The organism is Exiguobacterium sp. s75, from assembly GCF_018617145.1.
Taxonomy (GTDB): Bacteria; Bacillota; Bacilli; order Exiguobacteriales; family Exiguobacteriaceae; genus Exiguobacterium; species Exiguobacterium profundum.
In genome coordinates this window covers 1,240,842-1,255,738 of the sequence record NZ_JACSJQ010000001.1, presented here as the reverse complement: position 1 = coordinate 1,255,738, position 14,897 = coordinate 1,240,842, and the positions used below count along the sequence as shown (strand labels likewise).

Here is a 14,897-nt window from a genome sequence, read left to right as displayed (position 1 = left end):
GTGTTAAATGTCATCTGGATTCATAAAGTAAGCCCAAACGAACGTGGCGATGACACCAGCGAAAAATGTCAGTGGGGCTGCATAAAAAATAAGAAACTGATCTAAAGTACTCATCGTATTTAACCTCCTTGTGAAGGATGATTCACGTTCATTAAACTATGATTTCGTGTATAATCGCAAGAGGACTGCTCGTCCGCAACGTGCATATTCCCATTAAACTTGAACATTTGATGAACGAAAGGTAGGATTTTCATGCGTTTACGACATAAGCCTTGGGCAAAAGAATATATGGAAGCTCAAGAACATGTATTTATTCAACATCCTGAACAGTTGAAAGGTAACTGGAGCACTGAATTCGGGAATGACCACCCGCTCTTTATCGAGGTCGGTTCAGGAAAAGGACAATTTATTTTAGGGATGGCGAAACAACACCCGGATGTGAACTTCATTGCGATCGAGTTGTTTGAGAGCGTAGCCGTCTCTATCGTACAAAAATTAGTCGAAACCCCGATGCCGAACGTGAGAGTATTGACGGTCGATGCGAAACGACTCGTCGACTACTTTGAAGCGGGAGAAGTCGATCGCGTATACTTAAACTTCTCCGATCCGTGGCCAAAGACACGACATGCGAAACGACGTCTAACGTATAAGACGTTTTTGGCGACATATGAGGCGATTCTTCCGAAAGCAGGAGAGATTCATTTCAAGACGGACAACCGTGGATTGTTTGAATATTCGCTTCAGAGTATGAGTCAATACGGGATGTTCTTCACAGAAATTTCACTAGATTTACATGTCAATGAACCAGAAGATAATATTCGAACAGAGTATGAAGAGCGCTTCAGTGCGCTCGGTCAGCCGATTTACCGAATGGAAGCCGTCTTCCGTCCGAAAAATTGACACGCTTTTTTCTTATTTTAATAGTATTTTCTTCACACTTTTTTCTTTCTTCTTGGTACAATAGGAATGACGCTAAACTGGAATAAGAGAAGGGGGAACATGGGGATGTTGAAAAAAGCATGGGCAAGCCTGCTTGCAGTAATCTTCATTCTAACAATCGCACCAATGAATACCTCAGCGAACGAAGCGTTCTTAGACGCTCTCGAAGAGGATTTGAAAGCAACGCATTACGACTATAAAGAAGGAACAGCTGAAATCATCAAAGAAGAGACACTTCGCCATTCAAACGGCAACGAAGTCATCGCGGCTGTCGTAGAGCTCGATACGATTCGTGATGGGATCTTCATCACACGTAAAACCGAGTACCATTACTTTGATGCTACAGACAACAAGATTCTTACATCAGCGGATCTCGTAGAAGTAGAAGGAGCTTCAGAGTTTGCGGACGCGAACATCGACATGCTCGGTCAACAGATCGTCTATTGGTTACCGGTATTGGTCTTGCTTCTAATGATTGCGATTCCAGCACTCATTTTGTTCTTGGTTGTACCACGTTTCTATTCAACAAGTTCATATATGAATGCCGTATATGAAAAGAATGACAACCCAAGATAAGAGATGAAAGTACCCCGTTCAAGAGAACGGGGTACTTTTTACTGTTGTTTTAACTGTCCGACGATATCAGTTAGTGACATCCCATTTCCTGAAGAAACGGAGGCGATGAAGGCACTCTCGACAATGGGACCATCGAAAAATTCGACATGTTTGTCACCTTCGTACATATCGATGGCGAGTTCCGCATTCATTGTCGCCGATCCGATATCACTGAGGAGAAGTGCTTCTCCATCGACCTGATCGAGCGCTGATAAGATGCGATTCACGTCCGTTCCGATAGCGCCATCCTCAAGGCCACCAGCTAGATGAATGGGCACGGACGGTGCCATTTCCTTCATCAAATCTTGGATGCCTTCCGCAATTTTTGCGCTGTGCGAGACGATGATCAATTCAACGATGTCAATCGACCTCCTTCATAATCGCGCCCAAAAGGATTGAGCTAGAAAGGGCACCCGGATCAACGGTTCCGCGAGAGTTTTCTCCGAAATAAGAGGCTCTTCCTTTCGTCGCCACCATATCTTCTGTTTTTTGGACAAGTGCGTCTAATTTCTGTTTATAATCTTCCCCTTGTTGGACTTGCTCGAGGAACGGGTCCCAGACGTCAACCATCGTTTTTTGGCCGACTTCCGATTTCCCTCGTGCTTTGATGGAATTCGAACCTTCCTGGAGCGCATCCTTGAGTAAGTCAAAGTCCGCTTCGGTCGCATCCCCGAATTTGGTTGCCATCTTCACGAAAGCTGAACCGTATAAAGGTCCGGCCGCGCCTCCGACTTTCGACATGAGGGTCATCCCGACCTTTTTACTAAGTGCTCCAAGAGAGTCATAATCCTCATCTAGAATAGCGGAGACCGCATCAAAACCACGAGACATGTTGATGCCATGGTCTCCGTCGCCGATGGCCCGGTCTAAATCGGTCAACGTATCCTTTTGTTCTTCGATGCCAACTTGTGCGTCGCGTAACGCTTGCTTCATCCGATCAATCGTCAACATAAACCAAACACCTCATTTATTAAATTTTGAATCCAAGTGCTGCCGAAGGAGCGTCGAGATACGTCGTCATCTCATCATCGAGAGGGAGCAACGTGATGGAGAACCCATGCATCTCGAGTGAAGTCATGTAGTTGCCGACATACTTCCGTTTAAGGGTATACCCAGCAGCTTCCAGTTTTTCGGCAACGAAGTGATAGGTCACGTATAACTCAGACAACGGCGTTCCACCCATTCCGTTCACCATGACAGCAACTTCTCCTGGCTCGACTTCTTTTTTCAAGTGACTGAGGAGGTCGTCGACGATTTGGTCGACATCACTCGTCGGTTTCCGCTCGACACCACGTTCCCCGTGAATCCCGATGCCGATTTCCATCTCTTCCTCGTTCAAGTCGAAACCTGGTTTACCACTGACCGGCATGTAACAAGGTTCCACGGCCATCCCCATGGAGCGAACGTGTGAAGCTACTTTTTCGGCGATGGATTTGACTTCTTCAAGTGATTTGCCACTAGCTGCAGCGGCTCCGGCAATTTTGTGAACAAAGACCGTTCCGGCTACCCCGCGTCGATCTTCTTTGTTCGAAATGGCGACATCATCGGCGACGACGACGTGGTCGACTTTAATGCCATCACCTTCGGCCAGTTCTGCGGCGAGCTCAAAGTTCATCACGTCGCCGGAATAGTTTTTCACAATCAAAAGAACGCCGTTTCCGCCGTCAGCTGCTTTGATTCCTTCAAGTACCATGTCCGGAGTAGGAGAGGTGAACACTTCCCCACATACTGCCGCATCGAGCATACCGTCCCCGACATATCCAGCGTGGGCCGGCTCGTGACCACTACCGCCTCCAGATACGAGACCGACTTTTCCAGACTTCGCTCCGTCAGCCCGACAGATGACATTCACACCGTCGACGCGACCATACATTTCAGGATGGGCATGGACCATCCCTTCAACCATTTGCGATACGAGTTCACTTGCTTCACCGATTAGCTTCTTCACGCGAGATCACTCCTTTATTAAATTGAAAACTACCAATTTCAATTTTCCACTCTTTCGAGGGAACTAAACAAAAAAACCGACGAATCATTCGTCGGTTTCGTGTCATGCATATTCGAGTAATGCGCCAGTCTCAGAGTCGACTGTAAACTCATATGTTTTCTCTTCATCGTTCTCAAGAACCGAGATGCCACCTTTGTAGACGTCGTATTCACGACCGTCGTATGTGTAAATCTCCGGTGATGCAGAAATCCATGCCCCTTGGACATGACCTTTTGCTGAGAAAGCACGCTTCGTGTACTCTAAGGCGTTTTCTGCAGATAAGCTACGTTCATCTAAAGCTTTTTTCGTCATAAGTGCGGCAATGACGGCAACCCCGATTCCAATAAACCAATACCTTTTTTTCATATGACTACCTCCCCTTGAACTATGGCTATCATGTACATCGTACCAAAACCTGTACCCGAATGGAATGAAAAGCATTCGCATCCTGTCAAAACTTTTGTATATAATGAGACAAGAACGGTTAGGAAAGGATGATGAAAGATGGATCAGAAGACGAGAGATTTATTTAAGACGCTAACAGAACTCCCGGGAGCTCCTGGGTTCGAGTCTGAAGTTCGTCAATTTGTACGTGGACGAATTGAACCCCATTCAGATGAAATTGTCACGGATGGCATCGGATCAATTTTTGGAAAACGTGTCGGAGACGAGTCGGGACCGAAAGTCATGGTAGCCGGACATATGGATGAGGTCGCTTTTATGGTGACACGGATTACCGAGAACGGCATGCTTTACATACAACCACTCGGTGGCTGGTGGAGCCAAGTGCTCATGGCGCAACGTTTCGACATCATCACGTCGAACGGTAAAATTCCCGGTGTCGTCGCTTCGACACCGCCTCATTTGTTAGGTCCAGATGCAATGAGTAAACCGATGGACATCAAGCAGATGTTTATCGATATCGGAGCAGATTCGAAAGAAGAAGCAGAGTCATGGGGTGTACGTCCGGGGGTCCCTGCTGTTCCATCGAGCGCATTTACCCCACTTCATCACCCGAAAAAGATTATGGCCAAAGCTTGGGACAATCGTTATGGCGTCGGTCTTGCAATCGAATTGTTGGAGGAAACGACAAAAGCGGATCATCCAAACATCTTGTTCTCGGGTGCTACCGTACAAGAAGAAGTCGGATTACGTGGAGCGCAGACAGCATCTGAATTGATTCAGCCAGATGTGGCACTCGTACTCGATGCTTCACCGGCCAATGATGCTTCAGGAAGTAAAACGGAGTTCGGTCAGCTCGGTGAGGGAGCATTGATCCGAATTTTAGATCGCGTCATGGTCATGTCTCCTGAAATGCGTGATTTCTTACTCGATACGGCTTCAGACGAAAACATCAAGACACAATATTTCGTCTCACCAGGCGGTACCGATGCGGGGCGCGTTCACATGAGCGGAGAAGGGGTGCCGACAGCCGTCATTGGCGTCGCATCTCGTTATATCCATACACACGCCTCGATTCTTCATACGGATGACTACGATGCAGCGAAAGCGTTGCTCAAAGCGTTGGTCAAGCGACTTGATCGTTCGACACTTGAAACGCTACGTCCGTCTCTGTAAATCAAACATTCCGTTCACTCGAAAGATGAGTGGACGGTTTTTTTATGGATGTTCTTGCTATTTCATGAAAACGTCTTATACTGATAAAGGTGTTTATACATGTATGTTACTCGTGACAAGACACCTGTATAAGTGTAAGGAGGATATGTTATGTTCAAGAAAAAAGGAATCTCATTGAGCCTGTCGCTTTATTTTGTGACGGCGCTAAGTTATATGGCACTTGGTTTGTTTAGTACGTTAATCATCGGTCTGATCATAAAAACGATCGGAGGTCAGCTCGAAGGAACGACATTCACAGGGATGAGTGCCACATTGATTCAAATCGGGGATGTCGCCATGAGTTTGACCGGACCGGCAATCGGGATTGCCATCGCCTATGCGTTAGAGGCGCCGCCGCTCATTTTGTTTTCCGCGCTCGTTATCGGGGCGTTTGGATATGAGTTCGGACCGGCAGGAAGTTACGTTGCGACGATTCTTGCGGTCGAAGTCTCAAAACTTGTCTCTAAATCGACGAAACTAGATATTTTAGTGACGCCGTTCACAACGATTGCCGTAGGCTACCTCACTGCGACGTATATCGGCAAGTATGTCGGCTTATTCATGACGCAACTCGGTGGTTGGATTGAATGGGGCACGGAGCAACAGCCGTTGTTCATGGGAGTGGTCGTCGCGACATTGATGGGACTTGCGTTAACGGCACCGATTTCAAGTGCTGCCATCGCATTGATGCTCGGTTTGAACGGAATTGCCGCTGGAGCAGCGACTGTCGGTTGCGCGGCTCAGATGATTGGGTTTGCCATCACGAGTTATCGTGATAATGGGGTCGGTGGGGCGATTGCTCAAGGAATCGGCACCTCGATGCTTCAAGTCGGGAACATTGTGAAAAACCCTTGGATTCTTCTTCCGCCAACAATGGCCGGGGCTGTATTGGCTCCAATCGCGATTCTGTTGTTTGAACTGGAAAGTGTCGCTGCGGGGGCAGGCATGGGAACAAGTGGGCTCGTCGGCCCGATTGTCATGCTTGAAACGATGGGCTTTAGCTGGTATACCTTTCTCGTCGTCTTTGGTTTCCTCATAATTGGACCAGCCTTATTGAGTTACGCGGTATACGTAGTCTTGCGAAGAACCGGTCGGATTCAACCGAATGATTTAAAAATTGATTATTAATGAAGAGCAACGTTTCGAGGAACGTTGCTCTTTTTCATCCAATTCCGAACCACATTTTCACGGACTCAACCGTCTCACGAGGGACTCGGAAACTGATTAAGAATAACATGAGCACAATCACGTAAATGGGGATCAAGAAACGCTTTCGAACGATGGGCAAGTGACGTGCCAATTTCTTGAGATATTTTTCGAGCACATAAATGACGGCGAAACCGACAACGAGCCAAATCAAGATCTCTAGTCTCGTTTTATCAGTGTCAATAAACAAGTAGCCGTATCGCAAAATGGCAAGCATTCCAAATACACCGACCATCTGTTCAAGAGGGTGCTTCATTTCAGGGTTTAACGTTTCGCGTGTTAATTTCATTCAGCTTCACCTGTTTCAACTAGTTTCGGCTTTGATTATAACAAACAGCAGAGCAGAATGTGTGACTTGACTTATGCTATTATAAGTGAGGAAAAAACGAACAGGAGTGATAATCATGAAACGACTATCAACAATGGCAGAATATATCGAAGCAAAAGAAGCGAAAAGTGTCCTTATGTTTTCGGCGACATGGTGTGGAGATTGCCGATTCCTTGACCCATTCATGCCGGAAATCGAGAAGAAATTTGAAGCATGGACGTTCTATTACGTCGATCGTGACGAGTTCATGGAACTTGCGCAAGAACTTGATATTTTTGGCATCCCAAGCTTTGTTGCGTTTGAAAATGGCAATGAGGTTGATCGCTACGTCGGTCGTGAACGGAAGACGCCGGAACAGGTTGAAGCTTTCTTGAACGGATTAGGGTGAGCCTTTATGGAACGGAATGAGTTAAGACGTTATCTAGAATCGCATTTTAATGAAGAATACCGTACTTCTTACGACCGTGAGAATGAGGTACTGCGCGTCGAGCGGAAATCTGACCGTTTTGGGGTCAATATCCGCCTTGCGCCGATTGTGGCAAAGGCTAAGACACGCGGTACGGTTGCCGTCGATGAAGTCATCGAGTATATCGAATCAGCGATGAAGGCGGATGATCAAATCTCCCTCACCGGAAATGAAGATGCCATCTATCCGGTCATTCGTTCGAACTCTTTCTCGAAGACGACAAAAAATGGAGAAGCACTTGCATTCACCCCGCACACGGCCGAGACCGCGATTTTTTATGCGCTGGACCGTGGAAACGGATATCGGTTGATTGAAGAACGCCACCTTTCGGATGAAATGACGCTCGACCGCATCGAGCGAATCGCCCGTGAGAATGTGAAAAAACTACCGACCGAGATGAAACAAGACGAAGTGGCTGGAAACCCATTCTACTTCTTATCAACTCGTGATGGCTACGAGGCATCTCGTGTGTTAAATGACGAGTTTCTTCGGCTGATGGAACGACGGATTGAAGGGGATATGCTCGTCGGTGTCCCGCATCAGGATGTGATGATCGTTGCGGACATTCGAAATGACCAAGGATATGATGCGATGCAGCAACTGATGTTTGATTTCTTCACAAATGGTCGAATTCCCGTCACTGCACTCGCCTTTCACTATGTGGCGGGGGAACTTGAACCGATTTTCATTGTCGGAAAAAAGACCCCGCCATCGAACACATAATCTGATAAAATAAGTGAGATGAGTTTGAAAGAAGGGACGTAGGAACGTATGCAAATGAATGTGTTTTATAACCGAGAAGGAATCGGTGATGTACTCATGGTGTTGTTAAAAGAAGGAGAACGACATCATCAATCTGTCGAGCGGACGGGAGACGTGGCAATCGTCAAGTCGGCAGACGGAAAAGTGAACGGGTACAACCTGTTTCAAGCAAGTCAACATGTTGATGTGACAGGATGGAATGGTCCTGTTGAGTTGACAGTCGAATTAGTGGAACAGTTGCAATCTGTCTTAAATGATAACGGAATTGAAGAGGACTTTTCATGGGTTGACGTGACGCCGAAGTTTGTCGTTGGGTATGTTGAAAGCGCAGTAAAACACCCGGACGCTGACAAACTGTCAATCTGTCAAGTTCAAATCGACCAAGGGACTGTTCAAATAGTATGTGGCGCACCGAATGTGGCAACAGGGCAAAAAGTCGTTGTCGCAAAACCGGGTGCGGTGATGCCGACTGGTTTGATTATCCGTCCGTCTGCACTCCGTGGTGAAAGTTCACACGGGATGATTTGTTCTGCCCGTGAATTAAACCTTCCGAACGCCCCGCAAGAAAAAGGGATTTTAGTATTAGATGACGAATATGAAGTAGGTACAGCATTTAAAATCGGTCGCTAAATTCGACCGATTTTTTGTTAAATATGGATTGAGTAAAAAAGCGAGGAATCAAGTATGGATGCATATGAACGTTCACTGAAGCAACAAGCAGAGCGAATCAAACGAGAACTGTCGAAAGAAGGACAAAAAGGTTCCCCTCCGCCAAAGGTAGAGGTAACCGAGGAATTTATTCCGTCAGACGTCCCGTCACCGATTTATGGATATGCTCGTCCGAAACCAAAGATTGTCCTTCCGGTCGAACACTCTCCTGAAACGAGAGATGCGTATGATTCAACGATGGCATCTACTCATTCTACGACGGAAGAGCCAATCCAAGAGTCATCTACTGAACCCGTCTCTGAACCTGAATGGAGCAAAGAGTCCAACGAGCTGATTTCCGAGGAAATGGAAATGGAAGAAAAACCGATTCTTGGTGAAGTTTCGATTCTAGATAATGGCTTTTCATCTGTTTTTATGCAATCAACGGATTTATCCCGTTCAAAAAAGGAGACGGTCGTAGAGGCTCATCAAGATGCCACTCCTCATACTGACCTAGATATTGACGAATCGGCGGAACAAATCGGTTCGTCGCTTGAGCAGATTGCAGAAAGATTACAAACACCATCTGAACAGCAAGAAGTGCCATCTGCCACAGATTTGACATCAGCGGTTCAAGTCTCATTTAAAGCGGATCAACCGCCTGTAAATGTGATGATGACGCCAAAAGATCGCATGGCGATGTACCGCAGCCGACGACTTGCGCAAAAAAACAATAATCTGTAATAGCACGACTCTGTGAGTTTTGCTATAATGACAAAGGTTTGTCGCATTTTGACGAGCCGCAATGAATTAGGGGGGCTATTTACAGATGAACCGTTATCACTTCGTCGGAATTAAAGGAACGGGCATGAGTCCTTTAGCTCAAATTTTATTTGATATGAACAATGAGGTCCGTGGATCGGACGTTGAAAAAGCATTTTTTACAGAAGAAGCATTGAACCGTAAAGGGATTGAAATTTTGCCATTCGATCCTGAAAATATTTCGGAAGACCAAATCGTTGTGCAAGGAAACGCGTTCAGTGATGATCATCCAGAAATCGTGCGTGCACGTGAACTCGGATTGACGATTTATAAGTATTACGAGTTTTTAGGTGAACTCGCGAACCATTACACGAGTGTCGCCATCACTGGGTCACACGGGAAGACGTCAACGACGGGATTGCTTGCACACGTCATGCGTGGAATCGAACCGACATCGTTCTTAATCGGCGATGGCACGGGAGAAGGAGTGGCGGATTCGAAAAACTTCGTCTTCGAAGCTTGTGAGTACAAGCGTCATTTCTTATACTACCGTCCAGACTACGCGATTATGACGAATATCGACTTTGACCATTCGGACTATTTCTCTGGACTTGATGACGTCATTGACGCTTTCCAAGAAATGGCGAAACAAGTGAAGAAAGGAATCATTGCTTGTGGCGATGACGAAAATCTTCAACAGATTCAAGCCAACGTGCCGCTCGTCTATTATGGTTTCGGGGCGCACAATGATTTCCGTGCTGAACAGGTCACATCGACAGAAAATGGAACGACATTTGATGTCTTTTTGCGTGATGACTTCTACGGAACGTTCCGAATTCCTGGATATGGAGACCACAGCGTGTTGAACGCGCTCGCTGTCATTGCGACATGCGACTACGAGAACTTGCCGAAAGAATTGGTGAAAGAACGTCTTGAGACGTTCAATGGTGTAAAACGCCGATTCAGTGAATCGACGTTAAACGACCAAGTGCTTGTCGATGACTACGCGCATCATCCGCGGGAAATCAGTGCAACGGTCGAAGCGGCTCGGAAAAAGTATGGCAATCGAGAAGTCGTTGCGATTTTCCAACCACACACGTATACACGCTTGAAATCATTCATGGATGATTTTGCGACGGCATTGGCCGAAGCAGACACTGTCTATTTATGTGATATTTTCGGTTCAGCACGTGAGCAGGAAGGAACGGTCACGATCGAAGACCTCCAATCACGAATCGAAGGCGCGCATATTTTAAAACGTGGTGGTACAGGCGTGTTACGCAACCATGCCGATGCCGTGCTCTTATTCATGGGTGCCGGTGATATTCAAACGTATCAGCGCGAATATGAAGAAGTTGTAAAACTTGAAGCATAAGTGTGAAGGGAGACGAAAGTCTCTCTTTTTAATGTTTAGCCATCCAAAATCTCGGTAATAGTAGTATCGATGAATATGACAAAGGAGATGTTAGGAATGGCTAGTCAAGTTGCGCTCAACACATTGAACAAAGAAGTAGCGAACTATGGATTACTGTTTGTGAAACTTCATAATTATCACTGGTATATCAGTGGACCGCACTTCTTCACGTACCATGAAAAACTAGAAGAGCTCTATAATCTAGTGGCAGAACTTTATGATGACGTGGCAGAACGCCTACTAATGAATGACGGCGAACCGTTTGCGACGATGAAAGAGTATCTTGAACATTCGACGTTAAAAGAAGGCGATCGTCATGCCGAGACAGATCAGATGATTAAAGACATCATCAGTGACTTCAAACAAATCCGTCAAGAGATGCAAGATGCGATGGAGAAATTTGAGGATGGCGATGAGGCGATTGAAGATACATTCGTCTCTCATATCGAACGACTCGAAAAAGAAATTTGGATGATGTCTGCAGCCCTCGGGAAGAAAACAAAATTATAAACATAAAAATGGTGCGCCTTTGTCAGGCGCACCATTTTTATGTTATTTCAAGTTTTCTGGATTAAGCGGAAGCAAGGCATCGATGACGAAACGTCCGTCTTTTCGGATGAGTACATCGTCGAACCAAATTTCGCCGCCACCGTAATCCGGGCGCTGGATGTTGACAAGATCCCAATGGACAGATGAGTTGTTGCCGTTATAGGCTTCATCATACGCTTGACCTGGCGTGAAGTGGAAGCTGCCGTCAATTTTCTCATCGAAGAGGATATCTTTCATCGGATGTTGAATGTATGGGTTCACACCGATTGCGAACTCACCGACGTAACGGGCTCCTTCATCTGTGTTGAACACTTCATTGATTCGTTCTGTATCATTAGCCGTCGCATCTACAATCTTCCCGTCTTTGAACGTCAACTTCACATTCTCGAATGTGAATCCTTGGTATGGAGATGGCGTATTGTACGTGATCACGCCATTGACCGAGTCTTTTACCGGTGCTGTGAACACTTCACCATCTGGAATGTTCATTTGACCCGAGCACTTGATTGCCGGAATATCTTTTATGGAGAACGAGAGGTCCGTTCCTGGTCCTTTCAACGTGACACGGTCCGTCTTGTTCATCAATTCGACCAATCCGTCCATTGCGCGGTCCATCTTTCCGTAATCGAGCGTACATACATTGAAGTAGAAGTCTTCGAACGCTTCTGTCGATTTTCCAGCAAGTTGCGCCATCGATGGAGATGGATAACGAAGGACGACCCATTTAGTTCCTTTGACCCGGTCTTCGGTATGCATTTTCCCAAGAGTGGCACCGACGAGTTTTTGTTGCTCACTCGGCACGTCAGAGAGTTCGTTGATGTTATCACCAGCACGTAAGCCGATATAGGCATCCATTGCCTGCATCTGTTTACGCTCGATGTCGGCCATGAGTTCGAGTTGCTCTCGGCTTGCGCCCGTATATAACTTACGTAAGATACGGCTCTCTTTCAACAAGACGAATGGGTGTCCGCCTGCCTCATATGCTTTTTCGACGAGTGCCTCAACGAGCGACTCCTCGACGCCAAAGTTCTCAATCAGTACCTTTTCCCCCGGTTGTAGCTTGACGGAATAATTGATTAAACCGTCTGCTAACTGTGTAATTCTTGGATCTCTCACACGATCACCCCTAATTATTTTTATGAATTTCTATTTTAGTGTAATCGAAAACATAAAAACGGGTAAAGGAATAATCAGACCCAATGGCGAAAACGGTTGTAGCAAATCTTTTCAGTCATAATGGTGCTATAATGAAACAAGAAACGATTGAATAGGAGGAATGGATTGAATGGAGATCACATTAGGAGGCATCGCTGGCCTGATTGCGGCGCTCGCGTTTGTCGTACTCGTCATCTTCTTGGCGCGTGTATTGTCGAATGTAAACCGTACACTCGGAAGCGTCGCCAACACGACCGAAAATTTAGAACGCCAGCTCGATGGAATCACAATGGAAGTGACGGCGCTCTTACATAAGACGAACCGTCTCGTGGACAACGTCGAAGAAAAAACAGAATTGCTCGCACCCGTCGCTCATGCGCTTGATGAGTTAGGGACATCATTGAACGAGGTGACCGAGTCTGTTCGTACCGTCTCGACATCTGTCCACTCGGCAGCAGACGAAAACAAAGAACAGATTGCGCAAGCCGTCCGATGGGGATCGGTTGCGGTCGAATTGTTCAAGAAGAACAAGCCGGAAGCATCTGCTTCAAAAGAACGTCCACGTCGCCGTACACGACGTGAAAAGAAAGCAGAAACACCTGTATCACCTGATTTGATTCAAACGGACGATACAATCAAATAACTAAATTTCGGGGAGGAACTCACACATGACAGACCAAAAGCAATCAACAGAACAGAATCAATCAAGTAGCGGATTTTTGACGGGTGTCATCCTCGGAGGGATTGTCGGAGCAGCGGTTGCCCTCTTAACATCACCGAAAAACGGACGTGAAGTTCGAACGTACCTTGACGAGAAGACGTCAACATCGCGAGAACGTCTGACTGTCAAATCGAAAGAAATGCGTGAGAAAGCAGAACCGGTCGTTGGGGAATGGATTAAAGTGGCGAGCGATAAGGCGGCACCTGTCCTCAATATCGTAAAAGATAAGGCGCGTGAGGCAGCAGAATTAAAGCAACAGATCGATGAGGACGAACTCTCGATTGAAGAGGCGATGGAGAAAGCGGATCAGCTCGTCGCGGAAGCGGAATCGGAAGTGAAAGAACAGATGGACCGTGCGGCTGAAGAAGAGGCAAATCCATCGAACGCATCGGATTCTGAATCAAACGATTCGCTCGAAGCACCTGTCAATGAGTTGCTTGATGAGGAATCGAAAGAAGAACTCAATGATTTGAAGAAAGACCTTAAAAAAAATGAATGACATGTAAGGGCCGAATGCATTCGGTCCTTTTTTGGTGATTTTGTGACGTAGAAGGTTTCCTTATGACAAAGCGCACAAAGTTCGATATAATTAGGAATCTGGAAAGAACGGCTTAAGAATGTGAGGGAAACTATGAGTCCACAAGATCAATTGAATCGATTACGTCGAGAAATGGATGAATTGAACCATGAAATGCTCGACTTGCTAAGTCGGCGTGGTACACTTGCCGTCGAAATTGGAAAAATCAAACGTCTTCAAGGCGTCGAACGTTATGATCCCGTCCGCGAGCGCGAGATGCTCGATTTTATCGCCGCTTCAAATCAAGGACCGTTTGAAACGTCACGTCTTCAACATATCTTTAAAGAAGTCTTTAAAGCGTCTGCTGAATTACAAGGGGAAGACCGTGATAAAACGCTTCTCGTTTCGCGGAAGCGTCAACCGGAAGACACGTTGGTCCACGTGAAGGACGTGACGATCGGAAACGGGCGTCCACAATTGATTGCGGGACCGTGTGCCGTTGAATCGTTTGAACAAGTGAATGCGGTCGCAGAAAAACTTGCATTATCGGGAGTTAAAGTGATGCGAGGTGGTGCTTATAAACCGCGTACGTCTCCTTACGATTTCCAAGGCTTAGGCTTTGAAGGATTGAAGCTGTTGAAGACAGCAGCTGACCGACACGACCTACGAGTCATCACGGAAATCATGACTCCCGGCGCAGTGGAATCGGCGTTACCATATGTCGATATCATTCAGGTCGGGGCTCGCAACATGCAGAACTTCGATTTGTTAAAAGAAGTCGGGAAGACAGACAAACCGGTCTTGTTGAAGCGCGGATTATCCGCTACAATCGAAGAGTTCATTTATGCGGCAGAGTACATTATGGCGAGCGGGAACAGCCAAGTCATCTTATGCGAGCGGGGAATTCGAACGTATGAACGAGCAACACGTAATACGTTGGACATCACGGCTGTGCCGATTTTGAAGCAAGAGACGCATCTACCTGTCATGGTAGACGTCACGCATTCGACGGGTCGTCGTGACTTGTTGTTACCGGCTGCAAAAGCGGCCCTTGCCATCGGAGCTGACGGTGTGATGGTAGAAGTGCACCCGAATCCTGCCATTGCATTATCGGATGCGCAACAACAATTGGACTTCGATCAATTCGATCAATTTGTGGAAGGACTCACCGTCCAGTTTCCCCGACTTGATTTGGTGAAAAAGTAAGCTTT

General features: G+C 46.5%; 20 protein-coding genes. 13 read left to right on the top strand and 7 right to left on the bottom strand.

The window, feature by feature from the left end; genetic code table 11:
• Positions 1 to 3: 3 nt before the first annotated feature.
• Positions 4 to 114, bottom strand: a complete 111-nt coding sequence (locus KNO68_RS15140) for a hypothetical protein (protein ID WP_012726769.1) — start codon at positions 112 to 114, stop codon at positions 4 to 6.
• A 138-nt stretch (positions 115 to 252) separates the two neighbouring features.
• Here KNO68_RS15140 and trmB point away from each other — a divergent pair, with 138 nt between their 5' ends.
• Positions 253 to 900 carry a tRNA (guanosine(46)-N7)-methyltransferase TrmB gene (gene trmB, locus KNO68_RS06495; protein WP_012726768.1) on the top strand — a complete coding sequence of 216 codons (648 nt, stop codon included), beginning with the start codon at positions 253 to 255 and terminating at the stop codon, positions 898 to 900.
• A 105-nt stretch (positions 901 to 1,005) separates the two neighbouring features.
• A complete protein-coding gene (locus KNO68_RS06490; protein ID WP_240499834.1) occupies positions 1,006 to 1,515 on the top strand; it encodes a hypothetical protein in 510 nt (169 codons plus the stop codon).
• 38 nt (positions 1,516 to 1,553) lie between these two features.
• Here KNO68_RS06490 and dhaM read toward each other — a convergent pair whose 3' ends face one another.
• The 4 genes from dhaM to KNO68_RS06470 all read right to left on the bottom strand — a co-directional run bounded on the left by dhaM (position 1,554) and on the right by KNO68_RS06470 (position 3,907).
• Positions 1,554 to 1,904, bottom strand: coding sequence for a dihydroxyacetone kinase phosphoryl donor subunit DhaM (dhaM, locus tag KNO68_RS06485; protein WP_251024857.1), 351 nt, complete (start codon positions 1,902 to 1,904; stop codon positions 1,554 to 1,556).
• A gap of 10 nt (positions 1,905 to 1,914) precedes the next feature.
• Positions 1,915 to 2,502, bottom strand: a complete 588-nt coding sequence (gene dhaL, locus KNO68_RS06480; protein ID WP_483299129.1) for a dihydroxyacetone kinase subunit DhaL — start codon at positions 2,500 to 2,502, stop codon at positions 1,915 to 1,917.
• Positions 2,503 to 2,524: 22 nt separating this feature from the next.
• Positions 2,525 to 3,502, bottom strand: coding sequence for a dihydroxyacetone kinase subunit DhaK (dhaK, locus tag KNO68_RS06475; protein ID WP_012726764.1), 978 nt, complete (start codon positions 3,500 to 3,502; stop codon positions 2,525 to 2,527).
• A 102-nt stretch (positions 3,503 to 3,604) separates the two neighbouring features.
• On the bottom strand, positions 3,605 to 3,907 hold the full coding sequence (locus KNO68_RS06470) for a PepSY domain-containing protein (protein WP_012726763.1): 303 nt from the start codon (positions 3,905 to 3,907) through the stop codon (positions 3,605 to 3,607).
• Between the two features lie 138 nt (positions 3,908 to 4,045).
• Between KNO68_RS06470 and KNO68_RS06465 the strand changes: the two genes are divergently transcribed.
• Complete coding sequence (locus tag KNO68_RS06465) at positions 4,046 to 5,119, top strand: M42 family metallopeptidase (protein WP_031423097.1); 1,074 nt, start codon at positions 4,046 to 4,048, stop codon at positions 5,117 to 5,119.
• 150 nt (positions 5,120 to 5,269) lie between these two features.
• On the top strand, positions 5,270 to 6,286 hold the full coding sequence (locus KNO68_RS06460; RefSeq protein ID WP_214730464.1) for a PTS sugar transporter subunit IIC: 1,017 nt from the start codon (positions 5,270 to 5,272) through the stop codon (positions 6,284 to 6,286).
• 34 nt (positions 6,287 to 6,320) lie between these two features.
• Here KNO68_RS06460 and KNO68_RS06455 read toward each other — a convergent pair whose 3' ends face one another.
• Positions 6,321 to 6,653, bottom strand: coding sequence for a hypothetical protein (locus KNO68_RS06455; protein ID WP_012726760.1), 333 nt, complete (start codon positions 6,651 to 6,653; stop codon positions 6,321 to 6,323).
• 115 nt (positions 6,654 to 6,768) lie between these two features.
• Here KNO68_RS06455 and KNO68_RS06450 point away from each other — a divergent pair, with 115 nt between their 5' ends.
• From KNO68_RS06450 to KNO68_RS06425, 6 genes are all read left to right on the top strand, one after another.
• Positions 6,769 to 7,080 (top strand): thioredoxin family protein, encoded by a 312-nt coding sequence (locus KNO68_RS06450; protein WP_012726759.1) that lies wholly within the window; start codon positions 6,769 to 6,771, stop codon positions 7,078 to 7,080.
• Positions 7,081 to 7,086: 6 nt separating this feature from the next.
• Positions 7,087 to 7,881 carry a DUF1444 domain-containing protein gene (locus tag KNO68_RS06445; protein ID WP_078147209.1) on the top strand — a complete coding sequence of 265 codons (795 nt, stop codon included), beginning with the start codon at positions 7,087 to 7,089 and terminating at the stop codon, positions 7,879 to 7,881.
• A gap of 54 nt (positions 7,882 to 7,935) precedes the next feature.
• On the top strand, positions 7,936 to 8,550 hold the full coding sequence (gene ytpR / locus KNO68_RS06440; protein ID WP_215112230.1) for a YtpR family tRNA-binding protein: 615 nt from the start codon (positions 7,936 to 7,938) through the stop codon (positions 8,548 to 8,550).
• A 54-nt stretch (positions 8,551 to 8,604) separates the two neighbouring features.
• A complete protein-coding gene (locus KNO68_RS06435; RefSeq protein WP_214683952.1) occupies positions 8,605 to 9,312 on the top strand; it encodes a hypothetical protein in 708 nt (235 codons plus the stop codon).
• 85 nt (positions 9,313 to 9,397) lie between these two features.
• Positions 9,398 to 10,705: a UDP-N-acetylmuramate--L-alanine ligase gene (gene murC, locus KNO68_RS06430; RefSeq protein ID WP_012726755.1), complete on the top strand. Its 1,308-nt coding sequence runs from the start codon at positions 9,398 to 9,400 to the stop codon at positions 10,703 to 10,705.
• Positions 10,706 to 10,801: 96 nt separating this feature from the next.
• Positions 10,802 to 11,254, top strand: a complete 453-nt coding sequence (locus KNO68_RS06425) for a Dps family protein (protein WP_012726754.1) — start codon at positions 10,802 to 10,804, stop codon at positions 11,252 to 11,254.
• 42 nt (positions 11,255 to 11,296) lie between these two features.
• Here the strand turns inward: KNO68_RS06425 and KNO68_RS06420 are convergent, their stop codons facing one another.
• Positions 11,297 to 12,409: an aminopeptidase gene (locus KNO68_RS06420; protein ID WP_012726753.1), complete on the bottom strand. Its 1,113-nt coding sequence runs from the start codon at positions 12,407 to 12,409 to the stop codon at positions 11,297 to 11,299.
• Between the two features lie 169 nt (positions 12,410 to 12,578).
• Between KNO68_RS06420 and KNO68_RS06415 the strand changes: the two genes are divergently transcribed.
• The 3 genes from KNO68_RS06415 to KNO68_RS06405 all read left to right on the top strand — a co-directional run bounded on the left by KNO68_RS06415 (position 12,579) and on the right by KNO68_RS06405 (position 14,892).
• Positions 12,579 to 13,091 (top strand): DUF948 domain-containing protein, encoded by a 513-nt coding sequence (locus KNO68_RS06415; RefSeq protein ID WP_012726752.1) that lies wholly within the window; start codon positions 12,579 to 12,581, stop codon positions 13,089 to 13,091.
• Positions 13,092 to 13,116: 25 nt separating this feature from the next.
• Complete coding sequence (locus KNO68_RS06410; RefSeq protein ID WP_214683954.1) at positions 13,117 to 13,668, top strand: YtxH domain-containing protein; 552 nt, start codon at positions 13,117 to 13,119, stop codon at positions 13,666 to 13,668.
• 132 nt (positions 13,669 to 13,800) lie between these two features.
• Positions 13,801 to 14,892 carry a bifunctional 3-deoxy-7-phosphoheptulonate synthase/chorismate mutase gene (locus KNO68_RS06405; RefSeq protein ID WP_078147206.1) on the top strand — a complete coding sequence of 364 codons (1,092 nt, stop codon included), beginning with the start codon at positions 13,801 to 13,803 and terminating at the stop codon, positions 14,890 to 14,892.
• Positions 14,893 to 14,897 lie beyond the last annotated feature (5 nt).